The 20,152-nt window shown below is 63.4% G+C and carries 16 protein-coding genes; 7 read left to right on the plus strand and 9 right to left on the minus strand.

Translation table 11 applies throughout. From position 1 onward, the window contains the following. Positions 1 to 313: 313 nt before the first annotated feature. On the minus strand, positions 314 to 1,390 hold the full coding sequence (locus tag ACTJJN_RS08055; RefSeq protein WP_440781187.1) for an ABC transporter substrate-binding protein: 1,077 nt from the start codon (positions 1,388 to 1,390) through the stop codon (positions 314 to 316). A 213-nt stretch (positions 1,391 to 1,603) separates the two neighbouring features. On the opposite strand from ACTJJN_RS08055, the gene ACTJJN_RS08060 reads away from it, so the two are divergent. Both ACTJJN_RS08060 and ACTJJN_RS08065 read left to right on the plus strand, forming a co-directional pair. Next, positions 1,604 to 3,256 carry a nitrite/sulfite reductase gene (locus ACTJJN_RS08060; protein ID WP_012052949.1) on the plus strand — a complete coding sequence of 551 codons (1,653 nt, stop codon included), beginning with the start codon at positions 1,604 to 1,606 and terminating at the stop codon, positions 3,254 to 3,256. Next, complete coding sequence (locus ACTJJN_RS08065; protein ID WP_003250391.1) at positions 3,240 to 3,734, plus strand: DUF934 domain-containing protein; 495 nt, start codon at positions 3,240 to 3,242, stop codon at positions 3,732 to 3,734. The genes ACTJJN_RS08060 and ACTJJN_RS08065 overlap by 17 nt, the downstream gene beginning before the upstream one ends. Positions 3,735 to 3,780: 46 nt before the next feature. Here ACTJJN_RS08065 and ACTJJN_RS08070 read toward each other — a convergent pair whose 3' ends face one another. Further along, the gene (locus ACTJJN_RS08070) at positions 3,781 to 7,968 is read right to left on the minus strand and encodes an NEL-type E3 ubiquitin ligase domain-containing protein (RefSeq protein ID WP_440781188.1); all 4,188 of its coding nucleotides are present in this window, start codon (positions 7,966 to 7,968) and stop codon (positions 3,781 to 3,783) included. 204 nt (positions 7,969 to 8,172) lie between these two features. On the opposite strand from ACTJJN_RS08070, the gene dkgB reads away from it, so the two are divergent. The 5 genes from dkgB to ACTJJN_RS08095 all read left to right on the plus strand — a co-directional run bounded on the left by dkgB (position 8,173) and on the right by ACTJJN_RS08095 (position 13,664). Then, positions 8,173 to 8,976 carry a 2,5-didehydrogluconate reductase DkgB gene (gene dkgB, locus ACTJJN_RS08075; protein WP_440781189.1) on the plus strand — a complete coding sequence of 268 codons (804 nt, stop codon included), beginning with the start codon at positions 8,173 to 8,175 and terminating at the stop codon, positions 8,974 to 8,976. A 20-nt stretch (positions 8,977 to 8,996) separates the two neighbouring features. Next, on the plus strand, positions 8,997 to 10,169 hold the full coding sequence (locus ACTJJN_RS08080; RefSeq protein WP_041168482.1) for an MFS transporter: 1,173 nt from the start codon (positions 8,997 to 8,999) through the stop codon (positions 10,167 to 10,169). Between the two features lie 162 nt (positions 10,170 to 10,331). Continuing rightward, positions 10,332 to 11,564, plus strand: a complete 1,233-nt coding sequence (locus tag ACTJJN_RS08085) for an MFS transporter (protein ID WP_012052953.1) — start codon at positions 10,332 to 10,334, stop codon at positions 11,562 to 11,564. A gap of 36 nt (positions 11,565 to 11,600) precedes the next feature. After that, positions 11,601 to 12,374 (plus strand): AraC family transcriptional regulator, encoded by a 774-nt coding sequence (locus ACTJJN_RS08090; RefSeq protein WP_012052954.1) that lies wholly within the window; start codon positions 11,601 to 11,603, stop codon positions 12,372 to 12,374. 141 nt (positions 12,375 to 12,515) lie between these two features. Beyond that, a complete protein-coding gene (locus tag ACTJJN_RS08095; protein ID WP_221100235.1) occupies positions 12,516 to 13,664 on the plus strand; it encodes a M14 family metallopeptidase in 1,149 nt (382 codons plus the stop codon). A 76-nt stretch (positions 13,665 to 13,740) separates the two neighbouring features. Here ACTJJN_RS08095 and ACTJJN_RS08100 read toward each other — a convergent pair whose 3' ends face one another. The 7 genes from ACTJJN_RS08100 to ACTJJN_RS08130 form a co-directional block, all read right to left on the minus strand. Then, positions 13,741 to 14,712, minus strand: coding sequence for a Csu type fimbrial protein (locus ACTJJN_RS08100; RefSeq protein ID WP_221100236.1), 972 nt, complete (start codon positions 14,710 to 14,712; stop codon positions 13,741 to 13,743). Next, entirely contained in the window at positions 14,709 to 17,006 is a 2,298-nt protein-coding gene (locus ACTJJN_RS08105; protein ID WP_440781200.1) for a fimbria/pilus outer membrane usher protein, read from the minus strand. Before ACTJJN_RS08105 ends, ACTJJN_RS08100 begins: the two co-directional genes overlap by 4 nt. Positions 17,007 to 17,114: 108 nt before the next feature. Next, entirely contained in the window at positions 17,115 to 17,891 is a 777-nt protein-coding gene (locus ACTJJN_RS08110) for a fimbrial biogenesis chaperone (RefSeq protein WP_012052958.1), read from the minus strand. Between the two features lie 40 nt (positions 17,892 to 17,931). After that, the gene (locus tag ACTJJN_RS08115; protein WP_392494530.1) at positions 17,932 to 18,435 is read right to left on the minus strand and encodes a Csu type fimbrial protein; all 504 of its coding nucleotides are present in this window, start codon (positions 18,433 to 18,435) and stop codon (positions 17,932 to 17,934) included. Between the two features lie 3 nt (positions 18,436 to 18,438). Then, on the minus strand, positions 18,439 to 18,972 hold the full coding sequence (locus tag ACTJJN_RS08120) for a Csu type fimbrial protein (RefSeq protein ID WP_003250368.1): 534 nt from the start codon (positions 18,970 to 18,972) through the stop codon (positions 18,439 to 18,441). 18 nt (positions 18,973 to 18,990) lie between these two features. After that, positions 18,991 to 19,527 (minus strand): Csu type fimbrial protein, encoded by a 537-nt coding sequence (locus ACTJJN_RS08125; RefSeq protein ID WP_012052961.1) that lies wholly within the window; start codon positions 19,525 to 19,527, stop codon positions 18,991 to 18,993. Between the two features lie 30 nt (positions 19,528 to 19,557). Next, positions 19,558 to 20,085 carry a Csu type fimbrial protein gene (locus ACTJJN_RS08130; RefSeq protein ID WP_221100237.1) on the minus strand — a complete coding sequence of 176 codons (528 nt, stop codon included), beginning with the start codon at positions 20,083 to 20,085 and terminating at the stop codon, positions 19,558 to 19,560. Between the last annotated feature and the right edge of the window lie 67 nt (positions 20,086 to 20,152).

A 20,152-nucleotide genomic window follows, 5' to 3' on the forward strand; every position in this document is an offset into this window, starting at 1 on the left:
GCGCCATTCTCAAGGCAGATGTTCACCGCAAAGAGACGGGCACAGGCAATACTAAAGCGCCTGCGAGATTCCCTCCCACAGGCGCCCTGCTACATCACGGTCTTGAGTTTCAAGTCACTGGTGGCTGACCCAATACACGGCAGTGACCACCACCAGAACGATAAGGCAGAGGATCGCCCAGGCATCGACGCTGCTGTCAGCTTTGCGGACCTTGGTTGAGTTTCCCATTGCATTGCCTCTTGTAGTGGTTATGGGAATGCACTTCACCACCAGCAGTTAAGACGAGCAATGCCCTTCCCTCAAGCAGGGTCATTCAATATTCGACCGGTGACGCCAGAAACGGGTAACGGTAACCGGGCGGGCGCCCTTCAGCACTGTAACGCCGAAAATCGACGCCGTAGTCATCCCTTTCCAACAGCTTCAGCCAACGCCTGGCCTTGGCCTGATCGATTTCCTGCAATACCGGAACACGGCGCTCGCGCAGGCCGTCGCGGTTCAACGCCAGCCCGTGGGCGTCATCGTGCAGCATCACCATGGCCCAACCGCCAAGGGTGAAATGCCCACCCATCAGCACGCTCAAGCGCCCATCGATACGTGCTCGCAACGCTTCGGGCGAGCTGTTGACGGCAGCGAACAGCACGTCACGACCCGCCATGTACCCGGCCTCCTCGAACGCCTGCATGGCACCAAAAGCCATCTGGTCATTGGCCGACCACACCAGCCGGGTGGCCGGGTAACGCTCAAGCAACTGCTTCGCTTGCTCGTAGGCGCGCTGGCGGTTCCAGCCGCCGTATACCACTTGCCGCAAGCGCACCTGAGGGAAATCGGCCAAGGCGCGGCGCATGCCCTCAACGCGCAACTGCGAGGCGGGGGTGGTCTTGACCCCGGCAAAAGCCACCAGATCCACCGGCCCTGCGTCGCGAGGCAGCTGCGCGAGCATCAGGTGCAACATCTGGAAGCCTGCCTGCTCGTCGTTGCTCATCAAGGTACCCAGTGGCTCGGCATACTTGTCGGGCTGGGCCTCGATGCTGAGGCGCTGGCTGGCGGTCAGGCCATTGTTGACGAGCAGCAGCTTCACCCCGGTGCCACGCGACAGCCGCAGGATTTCCGGTGCCACATACTGCTCGTTGACCAGCACCAGGTAATCCGGCCGCTGCGGCGCGCTCAGGATCGCCCGGGCCTGGGTCAGTGCCAGGTCGGCTCTGCGCTCGCTGTATTGCACCTGCAGGGTCATGCCCAGCTCGTCCGCAGCGGCCTGCATGAAGCGGGTATAGCTGGTCCAGAATGTCTCGGTGGACAGCCCCGGGTTGAGGAACACCACCGAAGCCGGTTGCGCATTTGCCACCAGTGGCAAGGCAAGGCACAAGCTTTGGCACAGGGCCTTGAGCATGGGGTCACATCTCTGCGAAGCAAACGCCGGATTATAAACGCCTGGCGATGCTCCGCGCACAAATGGCAGTCAATCTCACATAGTCCATTTGGTTCTTTTCATATGCAAAAACATCACTTTAGCGCATAACCGCAACCTGCTATCGTTCCCCGGCTCCGTACCGGAGTGCGCGGCCGTGCGCGCGAATAGCTGCATGCCTGAGACAGGACTTTTATGTACGTATACGACGAGTACGATCAGCGGATCATCGAGGACCGCGTCAAGCAGTTCCGTGATCAGACCCGCCGCTACCTGGCCGGTGAGCTGAGCGAAGAAGAATTCCGCCCTCTGCGCCTGCAGAACGGCCTATACATCCAACGTTTCGCGCCGATGCTGCGTGTCGCGGTGCCGTACGGCCAGCTGAACGCCAACCAGGTCCGCACCCTGGCCAAGATCGCTCGCGACTATGACAAGGGCTATGCCCACATTTCCACCCGCCAGAACGTGCAGTTCAACTGGCCGGCGCTGGAAGACATCCCCGACATCCTCGCCGAGCTGGCCACCGTGCAGATGCACGCGATCCAGACCAGCGGCAACTGCCTGCGCAACACCACCACCGACCAGTTCGCCGGTGTGGCCGCAGACGAGATCGTCGACCCGCGCCCATGGTGTGAAATCGTCCGTCAGTGGACCACCTTCCACCCGGAATTCGCCTACCTGCCACGCAAGTTCAAGATCGCCATCAACGGTTCGCAGGAAGACCGCGCCGCCATCGAAGTGCACGACATTGGCCTTGAGCCCGTGCGCAACGCGGCCGGCGAACTGGGCTTCCGTGTGCTGGTCGGTGGCGGCCTGGGCCGTACCCCGGTGGTGGGCTCGTTCATCAACGAGTTCCTGCCGTGGCAGGACCTGATCAGCTACCTCGATGCCATCCTGCGCGTGTACAACCGTTACGGTCGCCGTGACAACAAGTACAAGGCGCGGATCAAGATTCTGGTCAAGGCCCTTACCCCGGAAGTGTTCGCCGAAAAGGTCGAGGCCGAAATGGTCCACCTGCGTGGCGGCACCACCACCCTGACCGAAGCCGAAGTGCAACGCGTATCGCGCCACTTCGTCGACCCCGAGTACCTCGCACTCGACAACGTCGACTACACCGCCCTGGATGCCGAGCATCCAGGTTTCGCCCGCTGGCGCTCGCGCAACACCCGCGCCCACAAACGCCCGGGCTACGTGGCTGTTACCCTGTCACTCAAGCCTACCGGTGTTGCCCCTGGCGACGTGACCGACAAGCAGCTGGACGCCGTGGCCGACCTGGCAGAACGCTACAGCTTCGGCTTCCTGCGCACCTCGCACGAGCAGAACATCATCCTCGCCGACGTCGAGCAGCGCCAGCTGCACGCGCTGTGGCTTGAACTGCGCGAAGGCGGCTTCGCTACCCCGAACATCGGCCTGCTGACCGACATCATCTGCTGCCCGGGTGGCGACTACTGCTCGCTGGCCAACGCCAAGTCGATCCCGATTGCCGAGTCCATCCAGCGCCGCTTCGACGACCTGGACTACCTGTTCGACATCGGCGAAATCGACCTGAACATCTCCGGCTGCATGAACGCCTGCGGCCACCACCACGTGGGCCACATCGGCATCCTCGGCGTGGACAAGAAGGGTGAGGAGTTCTACCAGGTGTCGCTGGGCGGCAACGCCGCACGCGGCGCAAGCCTGGGCAAGATCCTTGGCCCGTCCTTCGCGCAGGATGACATGGCCGATGTGATCGAGAAGCTGATCGCCGTGTACGTCGAGCAACGTACCGAGGAAGAGCGTTTCATCGACACCTACCAGCGTATCGGCATCGACCCCTTCAAGGAACGCGTCTATGCAGCGAATCATTAAGAACAACCAGATCGTCGACGAAACCTGGCACCTGCTGCCCAAGGAAACCTCGTTCGACGAGCTGACCAACTGCGACGACTACATCGTGCCGCTGCAAATGTGGCGCGACCATGCCCATGTGCTCAAGGCTCGCGATGGCGGCCTGGGTGTATGGCTGGACAGCGACCAGGAAGCAGAGGAAATCGGTGAAGACGTGCACCACTTCCAGGTCATCGCCCTGAACTTCCCGGCATTCACCGACGGCCGCAGCTACTCCAATGCGCGCCTGCTGCGTGACCGCTACAAGTTCAAAGGCGAACTGCGCGCCATCGGCGATGTGCTGCGCGACCAGCTGTTCTTCATGGCCCGCTGCGGCTTCGACGCCTTCGCCATCCGTGCCGACAAGGACCCGGAAGATGCGCTGCAAAGCCTGAAGGACTTCTCGGTGACCTACCAGGCCGCCACCGACGAACCGCTGCCGCTGTTCCGCCGCCGCTGATCGTCCCGCCCCAGCGAACAGCCCGCCTCTCGGCGGGCTGTTTCGTTCATAGGCCGTGGCGTTGAATTGCCTCTCGGCTCAATTCAAGCAAAAGCTGCCGTTTCGCGACCTCACGCGCTGCGCAGATATGCTCGACCTGGGCAAAATAGTCGCCATCGCTCAGCGTTTTCGATTGTTCCAGCAACACATCCAGGCGCTGCTGAAAAGGCTCGTCCAGGCGGCTGAAGCGCGCCGCCTGCTGCTCGTGCAGGTAGTCCTGCCAGAAGGATCGATCTGCCAGCGCCTGCGCCAACGCTTGTGGCGTTTCCTGCCGCAGCACCTCGCTGCGCGCGGCGTCCAGGTCTTCGCGGCCAACCCCGCTGAAACTCTCATACGAAAGATGGCTGGGCTGCACGGGAAGGTCGAGGCTATCCGCCAGCCTGACGCGATAGGTCAGGTAAACCTCTACGGGATCGTTCGAAAAGTAATCCGCAATATGCCGCGCGGCAATTGCGTTGACTTTGTCCAGGCGGAACAACGAACGCCCCAGCCTGACCAGCGCCCGCTCTTTCTGCAACCCGGTACCGGCTGTTCCGGCCTTGGCGACCAGCGCGCCAACCTCCAGCTCGCTGAGCGTCAGCAGCAACTCGTCGCTGCAACTGCGCGGCCGGGCAACTTGCTCGAACAGGCTCGCGCGTACTTCAGCGTGCTGTTCGCAGGCTTCGAGGATATGCCACACCCGCGCCTGAAGGTCGCGCGGTTGTGCGTCGTATTCACGCAGGTCGCGTAAATCAGAGAAAAAGCGGAACAGATCCTGCGCCCCGGCTTCCTGGTTCAAGCGGTTCCAGCTCGCCAATCGCACCTCGCGCTGGGCCGGCGTGAATCCTGACAACCAAGGGGCTGCAGCATTCGGGATCGCAGTGGCATGAGCTACACGTCGACGCTCAGCGGCCCCGGCCGACGCCCAGGCCAACTGCAAGCGCTGCAGGGTTTCGTCCGAGAGTGGATTGTCGTGCAGCTCCAGGCCCCGCCACAGGCGAAGCGGCACTAAAGACAACGCTTCAGGCAGCGTCTGGATCTGGTTGTCACGCATGTCCAGCAACTCCAGATTACCGTGCCTGGCCAGATCAGCGGGCAGTTCGCCCAGCCCGGTGTTGCGCAAGGACAGCCGGCGCAGCAGGGGGAAAGACGCCAAGGGTGGCAGCAAACCGACCGGGTTGCCGTTGAGCTCCAGGCGGCGCAGTTCCACAAGCTGGCTCAAACGCAGGTTATCCTCACTGGAAAGCACGATCTGGTTGCCGCCAAGGCGCAGGTTTTTCAATTCGGTCAGTTGCTCGATACCTGCAGGAAGGCGTGTCAGCCGGTTGTTCCGCAAGTCCAGGTTGCGCACCTTGCTGAAGCGACCAAGAAAGCCTGCATCAAGGCTCGTCACCTGCATATCGCGCAGGGTCAGGTGCGTGATGTGGTCAAAACTCACATTTTCAGGCAAAGCCGGCAGGTCACCCACCCGCTCACCCACGAGGGTCAGGTGGTAGTCACCCGCCACCTCTCCAGGGGTAAAGCGCTGCCAGCTTGCCGTAATGCGCCTGGCAACCTTGATACGACGCAGGCGGCGAACAATGTTCAGCCCTGCGTCATTTCGCCAGGCTTGCAATGCCTGCTTGAGGCTGACCTTGGCCTGTAACAGTTGGCTGACATGGTCCCACGGGTCCACCCCCCGCTGTGCCAGGTTTTGCAGGTAGCCCTCCAGCTGCTCACTGCTCATCACCGGGAACACGTGGTTCAACGTGCGCCGCAGTGCCTGGCGGGTGCCTGTCAGGTGGCCACTGAGCGGGTAGCCCAAACGCCCATCGAACAACCGCACAGGAGGGCGAATCCCCTGCCCCACACGGGCCAGCCCAATCATTCGGGCCGCCGCTTCACGGTCAGCGAGCGCCTCACGCGCAAGCCGCTCACCCAGTGCGTCATCCGTCATCTGGCTAATACCGAGCAACTGTCGCTGGCGGCTGTCCAGTTGCCGTCTCAACGTCTGCAGCAACCCACCCCTGCCCGCGGCAGGCAGCTCAACGTTGACCCCAGCCGACCAGGGGGCGATGGCATCGAGCAGGCCCAGCGCGAGCTTACCGGTATCGTCATTTTCTGCCGCGGCCTGGCGCAACCCTGCGCAGGCACGGTCTAGCCGACTGTCGCGTATTGCCCAGCGTGCACGTTCCGCCAAGGCCAAGGGCACCCGGCCTGCGCCCGTCAGGCTCTCCATCTCGACACTGCTGGCCCCCTCGACGATTTCCCGTGCGCAGCGGTGGGAAAGGCCTGGGAAGTCCCGCATCAAGACCCGGTCTGCTGCTTGCGGGCTGATCTGTCGCTCGTTGAAGACCTCCTCGAAAGCCTCACCTCGCAACGCCGGGAAATCACGGTGCAATTGCTGGCGCTCGATGGCATCGAGCAGGCGTGCCGGCGGGGGCGCATTTTCCAGTAACAAACGGCGCAGGCTGTCAGCCTCGAAACCCGTGGCCTGCAACGCCACAGACACCGCCTCATCGGGCACCTGCGCCGTACGACTGGCAAGGCGGCGCACCATGTAGGCGGCGTCATGCCAGCGCTGCGGTTGTTCGAACTCATGCACCCATCCCCCGGCACCATTGTGCTCAAGTGCCGGTACGTAGGCCTGTGGCCTTGATGGATGATGAATACGCCATGCGCCATCGTCCCCTTCACTCACCTCATAGACAGCATCGTGCAGGCGCCTCAGCGAACGGCCAGTTTCATTCACGGCCTGTCCTACCATCAGATCGACGCCCTCACGCTGATAGCCCGACAAGGACGGGTCACACAGCCGCAACTGGCCATCGCCCAGGCTTACCGGCACCAAGGCATCCACCTGCGCCACTCGCTGGGCCAGCTTGCCAAGTGCCGTCGCCCCGGCCGTCGTCACCGCCGTCATCACAACCGTGTCGGCCACGTTGAACAAGTGGCCCAATGCGGCGTCGCGATCACCCAACTGCCAATCCTGGTAGCTTTCGTACACCTCACCTGCCAGCTGCACCACCGTAAGCCCCAGCAGGGCCTGCCCCAACACAGGCACAAACAGCGCTGCCAGGCCTGCTACGCTCAACCCCAAATCCAGATAGCCCTGCAAACGTGCGCGACGGTCGGCGACATCCTCATCCTCTGTCGATACCGCCAATACCCGTGCGTCATCCAGCATTTTGTCGATCCGGGCTTGGCGCAGCGCGACAAACACGTCGCCCTCGATCGCAAAACAGCGGCCATCCAGCTCAAGCGGGAGAACGGTATTACCGTGGCTGAGCAGCGCGTTCAGCGCCGCGCAGAAGGCGACGCGATCACGCTCTGCGACGAAGCGCTGGAAGTAGCGCCGATACGCTTCATTACGCAAACGTATGCCAAGGGTCATGTACAGCAGCTCCCAGCTGGTGTGCCAACTCACCGGAGCATACGGGTCCTCAGGGAACCACGCGATAACACCAAGCAGGCGGGCGTTCTGACGCACTTCGATCACCAGTGCGCCAATGACCTCCTTGCCCAACAGCCGCAGGGTGTGACACTTCAATACGGTGTTGTCGGCTGGCAGGAAAGACCCTGTGCCCACCACCTGGTTGATCCACTGACAGGTCTGCTCATCGATTTCACCTTTGATTCTTGCGGCGATTGCAGCAAGCGCCAGGTTGGCGCTCATCGCCTCCTCCAGGGCACTCTCGACGGCCACCCCCTCGCCTTCCAGCTTCGATTGCAAATGGCTTTGATAACGCCTGCCAATATCGATGTCTCTGCAAAGGCGGACAAAAGCTTGCGCACTTAGCGGCAGCAGGTGCCCGCTGGCAGTGACCAACTGCGACCCGGCCGCGAACCAGCCAGGCTGCATTTCCTTTTCGTGGAAGTTATGCAGTGCCGCCGAGAGAAGCGTCTGGGTGCTGACGATGCGTGTTGACGTGCTTGGTAAAGCAGGTGATATCGACGGTTTTGGCTGCAGGGTCACCAGCCTGAGCTGAGCCTGGCGCAGGTCTACCTGCCTGATCGAATGGGCCTCGGGTGCACGTTTGAGCAACGACTCGGCGAACTCATCCAAAGGGGTTATAGCCCCTAACCAGGCGTCGACGTGGTCCTGCGCCCGCTGTTGGCGCAAAGCAGCGGCGCGCAGGCCTGTCAGCTCTTGGGCAGATGCGCGCTTGAGCCAGCCTGGCAGCTGACGGGCAATCAGCGCATCGATGGAGTCGGCAGGTATTACTGAAGGGGTCATGGGCAGCCTCAACGCTTGATAAAAAAGCGCTAGCTGAACAAGGTTCCAGTCCCCTCGGGCCCTATTTATGTAGTGAGTGCACAGCTTGAAAATGTATTTGTGACTACAGGTCAAAGGACTTTGGCGCCATGGCGGCTTATTCGCTGCCGTTCAAACCTGCACACTGGCCATCACATGATCCTCCCCCTATTCAGGAGCAACCCCATGAGCGTTCCTTCCTTCGGCCTCGGCACCTTCCGCCTCTCCGGCCAAACCGTCATCGACTCGGTCAAGTCTGCCCTGGCAGTCGGCTACCGCGTCATCGATACCGCCCAGATCTACAAGAACGAAGCCGAAGTGGGCCAGGCCATCGCCGAAAGCGGCGTGCCGCGCAGCGAGCTGTTCATCACCACCAAGATCTGGGTCGACAACTACGCCGCCGACAAGCTGATCCCCAGCCTGCGTGACAGCTTGCAGAAGCTGCGCACCGACTACGTCGACCTGCTGCTGATCCACTGGCCAGCGCCGGGCAATGGCGTAGAACTGCCCGAGTACATGAAGGCCCTGGCCGACGCCAAGCAGCAAGGCCTGGCTCGCCAGATCGGCGTTTCCAACTTCAACATCGAGCTGACCAGGCAAGCCATTGCCGTGGTCGGCAAAGGGGAAATCGCCACCAACCAGATCGAGCTCAGCCCCTACCTGCAGAACAGCACGCTGACCGCGTTCCTCAAGGAACAAGGGATCACCGTGACCTCGTACATGACCCTGGCCTACGGCAAAGTGCTGAAAGACCCGGTGCTGGCCCAGATCGCCGCCAAGCACAAGGCTACCGTCGCCCAGGTTGCCCTGGCCTGGGCCTTGCAATTGGGCTATGCCGTGATCCCGTCGTCGACCAAGCGTGAAAACCTGGCCAGCAACCTGCTTGCCCGTGGCCTGACGCTGGACAGCGACGACATGGCACGCATCGCTAAGCTGGAGCGCAATGGCCGCGAGGTCAGCCCTGACGGCCTGGCGCCAACCTGGGACTGACACTGATGACTGCTCAAACAATGAGACCCGGCCGCGTGCTCTTCGCGTTGGCCATTGGCGCCTTTGGCATCGGCACTACCGAGTTCACCCCGATGGGGCTACTGCCAGTCATCGCCCAGGGCGTGGAGGTGAGCATCCCCAGCGCCGGTATGCTGATCACCGCCTATGCCATTGGCGTGATGGTCGGCGCGCCGATCATGACCTTGCTGTTCAGCCGCTTTGGGAAGCGCGCTGCGCTGATGGCGCTGATGGCCATCTTCACCCTTGGTAACCTGCTGTCGTCACTGTCGCCGGACTACTACACCCTGCTCGCTTCGCGACTGGTCACCAGCCTCAACCATGGTGCGTTCTTCGGCCTGGGAGCCGTGGTGGCAGCCAGCGTGGTGCCCAAGGAGAAACAGGCCAGCGCCGTGGCCACCATGTTCATGGGCCTGACCATCGCCAACATCGGCGGCGTGCCGGCCGCCACCTGGATTGGCCAGCAGATCGGCTGGCGCATGGCATTTGCCGGTACCGCCGTACTTGGCCTGCTGGCCATGGCCGCGCTGTGGTACGCCCTGCCCAAGGGTGAACGCGGCAGCGTGCCGCATGTGCGCCAGGAACTGGCGGTCATTGCCCGCCCCAGCGTGCTGCTGGCAATGGCCACCACCGTGCTCGGTGCCGGTGCCATGTTCACCTTGTACACCTACGTGGCGCCGGTGCTGGCCGAACTGACCGGTGCCTCGGACGGCTTCGTAACCTTGGGACTGGTACTGATCGGGGTTGGCTTCACCCTTGGCAACAGCCTGGGTGGCCGCCTGGCCGACTGGTCACTGGATGGCGCGGCGAAAATCTTCCTCGCCGTGCTGGCGCTGATCATGCTGGCGATGCCCCTGGTACTGGGTAGCCACCTTGGCGCAGCCATCGCCCTGCTGGTCTGGGGCATGTTCACCTTCGCCGTGGTACCACCGCTGCAAATGCGTGTAATGACTGCCGCCATCGAGGCACCAGGCCTGGCGTCGTCGATCAACGTGGGTGCGTTCAACCTGGGTAACGCCGTGGGCGCGGCGCTGGGTGGTGCGGTTATCAGCCTGAACCTGGGCTACGCCGCCGTGCCGATGGCCGGAGGTGTGCTGGCAGCTGCGGGGCTGTTGCTGGTATGGCTGGGCGGGCGCCACAAGGTCGCCGGCAAGACCGCAGCCGATATGGCCTGAAGGCAATCATCTGCAGGAGCGCCTCCGTTCTCCTGTCAGGCTGTGGGCACGGATGCCCGAAACGCGACATTGGCTGCCTGTTCGGCGTGAGACAGGCAACCTCGGCACTGGATAACCTGCTGCGGCAACGCCTTGCTCCCTTGCCATAGAAGAACATTGCCCATGACAACTTCCGCCGCCTCCGTAGCCGCCGCCACGCCTGCCGACCAGCCTCAGGGCTTTGTCGTGCGCATCGTCGGTGCTGCTGCATTCGCCCACCTGCTCAACGACCTGATTCAAGCCGTACTGCCGTCGATCTACCCTATGCTGAAAAGCGATTTCGCGCTGAGCTTTGCCCAGATCGGCTGGATCGCCTTGGTGTATCAGGTGACCGCTTCCCTGCTGCAACCTTGGGTCGGCATGTTCACCGACAAGCACCCACAACCCTACCTGCTGCCTGCCGGCATGGTGGTGACGCTGGTGGGCATCGCCCTGCTCGCCTTTGCCGGCAGCTATGAAATGCTGCTGGTGGCCGCCGCCGTGGTCGGCGTGGGTTCGGCCACCTTTCACCCAGAGGCCTCGCGGGTCGCCAGGATGGCTTCCGGCGGGCGCTTCGGGACCGCGCAATCAACCTTCCAGGTCGGCGGTAATACCGGCTCGGCCCTCGGCCCACTGCTCACCGCCGCCATCATCATTCCGCACGGCCAACCGGCCATTGCCTGGTTCATGCTGGCCGCTGCGCTGGCCGTTCTGGTGCTGCTGCGGGTGACGGGCTGGAGCGTGCGCCACGGCCAGGCCCGGCTCAAGCGCTTCGCGGGCCAACAGGCCCCCGGCCTGTCGCGGGGTGCCATGTGGCGCGCTGTGGTGGTGATCGCCGTGCTGATGTTCGCCAAGTTCGTCTACATCGCTTCGTTCACCAACTTCTTCACCTTCTACCTGATCGAGCATTTCGGCCTGAGTGTGCAGCACAGCCAGCTGTACCTGTTCGTGTTCCTCGCAGCCGTTGCGCTGGGCACCTTTGCCGGTGGCCCGGTGGGTGATCGCATCGGGCGCAAGGCCGTGATCTGGGTCTCGTTCCTCGGCGTGGCGCCCTTCGCCCTGGCCCTGCCCCATGCCAACCTCGCCTGGACAGCCGTACTGGCGGTAGCCATCGGCCTGGTGATGTCCTCGGCATTCGCTGCCCTGGTGGTGTATGCCCAGGAGGCGGTGCCAGGCCGGGTCGGCATGGTTTCGGGGGTGATGTTCGGGCTGATGTTCGGCATCAGCGGCGTGGGTGCAGCCGGCCTGGGCACACTGGCCGACCGGCATGGCATCGAATGGGTGTACCAAGCCATCGCGTTCCTGCCGCTGCTCGGGTTGGCCACCGCCTTGCTACCGGCCACCCGCTCGCGGGCCCGCCCTGGCCGTTGCTGCTAAAGTGGCGCTGCCAGGCTGCTTCGATACGAGGTCACGATGGTAAAGCCGCAGCGTGAATTGCTGGTGGAGGTCGATGAGTGGACCTGGGAAGTGGGTAGCCGTGCGACAGACTACCCAAGCGACTGGTTCATCGAGCCCCATAGCCATACCAAGCATCAACTGATCTATGCCATCAAAGGCCTGATGATCGTCGAGTCCGGGAACGAATGCTGGACGGTGCCACCCAGCCGCGGTGTGTGGATGCCTTGCGGCCAGGTGCACGCCATTCGCTGTGTCGGCGACGTGAAGATGCGCAGTGTGTTCGTGCGCATCGACGCGGCAACCGGCCTGCCCCTGCAGAGCAAGGCCATCAGCATCTCGCCCTTGCTCAGCGAACTGATCAAGGCCTCGGTGGGGTTCACCGCACCGTTTGCCGAGGACTCGCGCGAAGCCCGGGTCATGCGCCTGATCCTCGACGAAATCTGCGTACTGCCGACCTTGCCGCTGAAGCTGTCGCAACCCAGAGACCAGCGCCTGCGGGTGATCTGCACGGCATTGCATGAACGGCCCGACGATAACGCCACCGTTGCCGACTGGGGCGTGCGACTGGGGGTGGACGAAAAGACCATCCAGCGGTTGTTCCGCAAGGAAACCGGCATGACCTTTGGCCAGTGGCGCCAGCAGGCGCGGCTGATGCAGGCACTGGAGCGAATTGCCCTGGGCGAGCGAATCATCGATGTGGCGGGGGCCTTGGGCTATGACAGCCCAAGTGCCTTCGCCAGCATGTTCAAACGCCAGTTCGGTACCACGCCCAGTCAGTTCTTCAGATAACCTGAAGTCCACGCATTTGCCGGCACTGGCCCGCCGCATACGGGCTGTCCGCTGACGGCTCGCCCTGCCTGTTCTTGCACAGCATCCCCGCCAAGCCGTATACAGTACCCCTACAACAATGCCCGCAAAGGAGCCCGGCACATGACCGTGACGCTGTCCCCCCTGCAGATCGACTGCGATTTCGACTCCGGCAACATACAGGTACTGGATGCCAGCAACCCGGCCCAGGTACACCTGGCCATTCGCCCGGACACCCACAGCGGCCACTACCAGTGGTTCCACTTCAAGGTCAGCGGGCTCACACCGGGGCAGGTCCATCGCTTCAGCCTGGACAACGCTTCTGGCTCCTCGTACAAGAACGCGTGGAGCGGCTACAACGCTGTGGCCAGCTACGACCAGCAGCGCTGGTTCCGCGTGCCCAGCCAGTTCGACGGTACGGCGCTATCGTTCGAGGTCAAGGCTGAACAGGACCAGATCTGGTTCGCCTATTTCGAGCCCTACCCGCGTGCCCGCCACAACCAACTGATCGAACGCGCCCGCCAACTCCCGGGGGTCGAGTTGCTGGCCAGCGGCCGCAGTATCCAGGGCCGCGATATCCCCCTGCTGCGGGCAGGCGACGGTGCCGAAGGCAAGCGCAAGCTGTGGTTGATTGCCCAGCAGCACCCGGGCGAACACATGGCCGAATGGTTCATGGAAGGCGTGATCGACCGCCTGCAGGCCAACGACGCGGTGGTCCAGCAATTGCTGGCCAAGGCCGACCTTTATCTGATCCCCAACATGAACCCCGACGGCGCCTTCCTCGGCCACCTGCGCACCAACTTCAAGGGCAAGGACCTCAACCGCGCCTGGCAGGACGCCAGCGTCGAATTCAGCCCGGAAGTGTTCTTTGCACAGGCGCAGATGAAGCAGTACGGTGTAGATGCCTTCATCGACGTGCACGGTGACGAAGAAATCCCCCACGTGTTCACGGCTGCATGCGAGGGCAACCCGGGTTACACCCCTCGGCTGGCCAAACTCGAAGAGCAGTTCCGTAGCACCTTGTGCAGCCTGACCCGCGACTTCCAGACGGTGCATGGCTATACCCGTGACGAACCCGGACAGGCGAACACGACGCTGGCCTGCAATGCGGTGGGCATGGCCCATGACTGCCTGTCACTGACGCTGGAGATGCCGTTCAAGGACCATGACGACGCGCCCGATGCAGTCACCGGGTGGTCGGGGGCGCGCTCGAAGGCACTGGCCGGGGCGGTGCTGGAGACCTTGGCCAGCATGGTTGGCGATTTGCGCTGAACCTCGCCTTGCGCAGCCCCTGCAGGAGCAGCCCGTCGCGATAGGCGGCGGCTCCTTCGGGGGTATTGACCGCCGTTCAGAACTGCACATCCAGTATCACACTGTCGGTATAGGTCGCAGCCGGCGGTGTCGCCTGATCGGTATAGACCTTGGCGTTGTAGTTAAACACCTGGCTACCCGTGCCGGTACCTGCGCCGGGGTTGATGTCGGCATCCGTACTGGAACGCCTGGCAGCCCCTGACGCCCCCCAGCGCACGGTGCCGGCACTTTTGAAAATGTCATAGGCCAGGTAGTTGTTGGCCGAAGACTTCATCCGCCGCCGCCCACCGGACACGTTCTGCCCGTCACCCAGCCCTACCGTGTAGCTGCTGCCCTTGGTGCATGACACGTTTATGCCCTGGCTCACCGTGCCGAACCCCGCCACCACCGGCGCACTGGCGAAGCTGATGTCGGGGGTGGTGATCTGGCAATCGTTGGTCACCGTCAGGCTCACGTTCAAGACCTGGCTACCCGAGCCGATGTCACGCCCAAGGCATATCCCCAACGCGCCAATACCCGAGCAATAATCCCAGCTCCAGGCCACGGTCAGGGCCTCTTGATACAACCCGGCCGCGACATTGCTGCCAATCTGGGTGCGCATGTAGATCGGCACCGCCTTGGGCGTGGAACCGCCGAGCAACCCCAGCAAGTCGAGGATGCCGTTGCGGGCGAAGTCGTAGGCCACACCCCGGGTAATCGGGTAGCGGGTGGTGTTATCGGCATACAGCGTGTAGGGAATGACATCGCCTGTCGGGCCGACCAGCCCACCGGAGGCGGGCGTGATCGTGGCGTAGAAATGATCACCACTGCTGAGCAAGGTCAGCAGCGAACCGGTGCACTGCAACCCGGAGTTGAGGCTGGAAGCCGTCTGTACCGTGTTGCGAACCTGCGTAGAATTAAGGCTGCCAAACGCTGCCGGCAAGGTGGCCACCGACGAACAAAGCGCCCAGGCCGTACTGCTCGGCAACAGCAGCACGCTCGCCACCAGGCCCCGCCGCCAGGCATTCATCGGCACACCAACGGACCAATCAAAGGGACCGAGCCTTGCGCGTCAGGCAGGTCGAACGCCACTTCGCAATGCCCACCCCCTTCAAGCGCCACCTGAAGGCGGTTATGCAACGACAGGTTCTCCAGGTACACCAACCCGTCCCACCCCACCACCGCCTGGGTGCCACTCTCTGCGTGGGTGACACGGCTACCCAGTTTGAGCACCTGCTGGTTGCCATCCACCAATTCGACACTGGCCGCCATGACGCGCTTGAGGGGGAACTCCAGCAAGTAACCGCTGCCCCGTCGTACCGCCACACGCTGCTCAACGTCCGGCGCGAGGACATCCGGTGGTAGGTTCATGGGATCGATCTCGTACTTACCCCGGTAGTAACCGCTGCTGTAAGGCACCAGCAAGTGCCCCTTGGCATCGGTACGGCCGATTTCCTGGTTTTCATAACGCACCGGCACATCCGCGTAACCTGCGGTACTGACCACCACGAAGGCATCATCGATACGGTTGGCGGCGAACACGCCGGCATCCATCCACACCAGAGAACCACTGGCGTCGGCCCAGCGGGTCATCTCGCCGCTGCTGCCATACACACCGGCCTGCAATTGCACCGATTGCAGGCGCCAGGTAACGTCGGCCTGGCGATAGGCATCACGGTCGCTGCCTGCGGCATACCCAAGGTTGTAACCGACGCCGACACCCGCTGGCACCGCACGGCTGTAGTTGACCCGTTGCAGGGTCTCGCCTTCATTGCTGCGTTCCATGCTCAGCGCCAGGGTGCCGTGCAGGTCGAACGGGATCACCAGCTGCGCCTGCACCGCCCACTGGCTGTCCCCCACTTCACGGTTGGCCGACAGGTACACACTGCTGCTGCCCCACAGCGGCTTGCTGTAGCTCAGGTTGATCAACCGGGTACGCGTACCGTCACCGGCGCGCACGTCGAAGTAACCAGCGCCAATGCTGCCGTACGCGTTCAGGTTGACACTGAGGGTAACCTGTTCGCTGCTTTTGCTCAGTTGCATGTCCGGGGAGTCCACCCGGCTCAGGTCGGCATAGTCGCCGTGGCGTTGCAGGCGCTGGTAACCGAAGCCGATGCGCTGGCTGTTGTATTGGTAGCCAAGGGCGACCTGGTGGCCCTTGTCGCCATCGAACCGGCTTTGCGCCAAGGCAGCGTTGATCACGCCGAAGTTGCCCACGCGCATGTTGCCGCCCAGCCCACCCAGCATCAGCGACTCAGCCGTTTCGGCGTGGGTTTCCAGGGTGAAGATGTCACTGAGCCCATAGCGCAGGCTGCCCGAGACGATACCCGGCCCATAGCTGAAATCGCGTACACCGTAATCACGGCGCAGGCTGCCGGCGGCTACCGAGTAGTCCGACAGGCCCTTCTGCAGCAGGCTGCTGGTGACATAGAACGGCAAGGTGGTCGACACCTGCCGGCCAAGGGCATCCGTGGTGACCACCACCGCCTCCCCGGCCCCGTTGATGAACGGCACGTTGGTCAGGGTGTATGGGCCTGGCTGCAGTTCGGTGGTACTGGACTTGAAACCGTTGATGAACAGGTCGAGCGACGTGGGCACCGCCGCTTCACCGGCGAACGCAGGCAACGGGTAAGTGACAAGATCCGGACGCACCGCGAAGTCGCGTGACAGCTGCACCCCGCCCACGCGCACCGAACTGCTCCAGGGCAACGCACCCGTCACGAAGTCACCGGCTTCGTAGGTCAGCAGGCGCTGCTCGTCGGTAAAGCGCCAGGTGGTGTCGTAACGCATGAAACCTCGGCGCGTATCGTCCGCCTGTGCGCCATTGAAAGACTGACGCCACTGCCCGGTGCTGGAAAAGGTACCCCAGCTGTCGAACAGCCGCAGCTCGTTCCAGGCAGCCAGGTAGGTGCCGCCTTCATCGGTGTCGTTGAGATACAGGTCGTAGTTGAACAAGGCACCAAAACTGCTGCGCGCATCACTGGCCGGGTAAAGGTTGCGATCACCCACCTGCTGGTCAGGCAACCAGGCCGGCGGCACCTGCAGCAGCAGGCGCTGGTTCTGACTGTCGTAATCGGTATGCAGCCCCGCAATGCTGTCCAGGGCCACCTCCCCCTGGGGGTTGCCCGGCAGCGAAACGCCGGCTGCACGCAATAGTTCGCTGTCCAGGTACAACCGCCCGGCCCGCTGCTGCACCGGTATCAGTTCAACCCTGGGCATCTGGTTCACCACCAGATCGAGGTAAAGGGTGGCCTCGGCGATGGCGGACATCTCCGTGGGCGGTGGGGGCAAGTCGTCGGCCAGCACCAGCGCGGGGCTGACCATGACCAGCCCCAGGCACCAGCGGCACGTCGTCGCCGGGAGCCACTTCACACACGGTTTCCAACCATTGCCGGGTCCTCCTTGGCCCCTGCACTTCATTCAGCCGTTGGCTCATTGGCCTTGGCGGATGGCGTCCGCCGAGCGCTGACCATTGACCCTGCCCATGAGCACGCTGCCGTTGCCGGATGCGATGGGAGCCGGCCAGCGCATGCTTGCCCCCGGCAGCACATAGCCCAGCAGGCCTTCAGCCAGTGGCTTGCTCTGGCTGCCTTGCTGCACGACCACATCGGTCAACCGCGCATGGACCGGGCCCGTGTTACGCAGTTCAATGTAGGGCTTGCCCTGCACCGTCACCGGGCGCCAACTGAGCTGCGGCTTGCCCACGCCCTCGGCATTGCGTCTGCCGTCAGGGTCGGCCTTGCCCCACAGCCCTTCGCCGTAGACGAACAGCGGCACCGAATAGCGCATCTGCAAACGAATGGCCGCCGTCGCGCCGGGCTCGGCCTTGTCGACCGGGATGGCGGGCGGAATCTCGTCGATGATGATGCGGTAGGCCTGCTCCTGGCCGGCGGGTGAAGGGCCGGTACGGGTCAGGCGGATCAGCTGCTTCTGCCCGGGTGCAATGTTGGCGACCGGCGGGCTGCCGATAATCTCGCGCTGCGCCTGGAACTGCTCCTGGTAATCACCCTGGCGCCAGGCGAATACCCGCACCTGCAGGTTTGCCGGCGCAGTGCCACGGTTTTCCAGCCACAACGCACCTGCCTTCTGGTCGGCCTCCAGCACCGGGTCGATCGGCCAGATCAGCACCGAAGTGGCCGCCCAGGCCGGCAGGCTTGCCAGTGACAACAATCCAGTCAATCCACGCGTCCACTTCGCGCCTGCCCGCATGCAGCTCTCCTTAGACACTTGTCAGGGGTGGCGCTGGCCGTTACCAGGTCACCGTCACTTGCACCACATCGGTATAGGTCCCTGCCGGCAGCGTGCCGGTCAGCTGGACCCGCCCGTACACCGGAAGCTTGATCGCCGCCGGGTCGGAATAGCTCACCGCCACGCTCTGGCCGATTCCCAAGGCCTGGCTATAGGCGGCGTCCCGGTACAACTGGTAGGCCAGCACTTGCGTGCCACTGGTGCGCTTCAGGTTGCGTGTGCCACTGGCACTGTTTTGCCCGCCGTCCAGGCTCATGCTCATGGCCACGCCCGGCGTGCACTGGAACGTCACGGTAGAACCACCCAGCGATGTGCTGAGCAGCCCCGTGGACAGCGCCGACTGCGAGCCATAATCGAGCGTGCCGTAGCTGGTGACACCCCCCACCACCAGGCACCCGGCGACAACCTGCGCCGTCACCGTGAAGGTACTGGTGGTCACTGCCCCCAGTGGGGCGGCCAACAACATGCTGACGCCAGTCAGGCTACCTGCCAGCCAGCCGCGCATGGGTCAGAACGACAGCTCGACCGAGATCGTGTCGCTGTAGACCCCTGCGGGCAGGCCCGCCTTGCCGACGGCCTTGCCGTAAAGGTTGACGGTCTGGGCGGCGCCGGTACTGGTCGGCAGGGTGATGGTGTCGTCGACAGCCAGCAACGCCGTACGCCCAGCGTCGGTATAGAGGTCGTACGGTACAAAGTTGCCAGATCCATCAGCGAGCGCACGGGTGCCGCCGCTCGACTGGCCGTCATGCAGGCCGGCACGCACTTTGATCACGGGCACCGTACCTGCCGAGCACAGGATGCTCATGGCGCCCCCCCCGCCTCCCAGCACCTGGGCATTGGCGGTGACGAACAAGGCATCCTGGGTACCGAAGTTCAAGGCACCGAAGTTAAGCCCCGACGTGCCCGACGTGCCATTGACCTGGCACGCCGCAGTCAGCGTCAGGGTCGAGCTGATACTGCCCGTCACCGTGGCCGCCTGGGCCTGGGAAGCCAACGCCAGGCCCAGGCCTGCGAGGACGCAATATGAAAGGTTCGTTCGCATCGGAGTCTCCTTGCGTGGTTACCAGTCCAGGGTCACTCTGAGGGTGTCGCGGTAAAGCCCGGCCGGCAGCGCACGCGGTTGCGCCACTACCACACCGTAGATGGGAATCGGTACTTGCTGGCTGCTGCGAATGGTGAAGGCCCGCGCCTGGCCGACGCCGTAGCGGCTGTTACCGCCTGGGTCGACCGCCAGCTGATAAGGAATCAGTTCACGGCCGTTGCTCAGGCGGCGAATGCCATCGTCGCCATTGAGGCCACCATTGATACGCACGTTGAAGGCCCGAACCTCAGGCGTGCAACTGATCTGCAGGCTACCCTGACCGCCCACTTCGTCCACCTGGCTGCGCAACGGCTGATCCCAGTTCGGACCGCGCTCGCCAAAGTCCAGTACGCCTGGGTCACCCAGCACAGCCGGTTGCGTCTCGTTGCTGCTGATCTGGCAAGACGCGCTGATCACCAGCCGCGCCTGGATGAAACCGGTGGTGCTGCCATGCACCGCACCGCCGGGGACCAGCAGCGGGCCGAGGGTGAGCAACAGGATCGAAGTGCGGCTCATGGCATGGCGTCCTTGTGCATAATGGCGTCCCTACCAGGTGACGGTGACTTTCAGCAGGTCGGCATAAACCCCTGCATCCGGCACCCAGGCCAATTTGTCGATACGTGCGTACAACGGCAATTCAACCGAACCGCTGCCCGGCACACGCGCCGACTGGGCTACCCCCACCGCCAGAGGCTCACGCCAGGCAGCGTCACGGTACAAGCGGTAAGGAATGGGCCGCGCCTGGCGATCGTCGCTGGCCAGGTAGCGCAGTTCGCCGACGCCACCATGCTGGCCACCGTCGACGCGCACCTGATAGGGCGTATCCGGGTTGCACTCCAGGCGCGGCGGGCGCTGGCTTAGCAGCACACCGCTCAAGGGCGCGCCAGGGCCATCCAGGCGCGCCGTCACCCCCAGGTCGATACGTCCCAGGGCCTGAGCTCCCGCATCGCGGGTCTGGTTCACCAGCATGCAGCCACGCTGCACCAGTACCCGCACTTCCACGAGAAAATCCGCCGCCACGGTACTGCCGCTGAACAACAGGCCGAACAGCGCGGCCAGCATGCGCTCCGTCACCTTGTTATCCTTATCGAAACGTCCTGAACTGAGCGTAGCAGTGAGGCGGCGCAGCCGATGTGGCATA

The organism is Pseudomonas sp. 22515, assembly GCF_052044625.1.
Classification (GTDB): Bacteria; Pseudomonadota; Gammaproteobacteria; order Pseudomonadales; family Pseudomonadaceae; genus Aquipseudomonas; species Aquipseudomonas alloputida.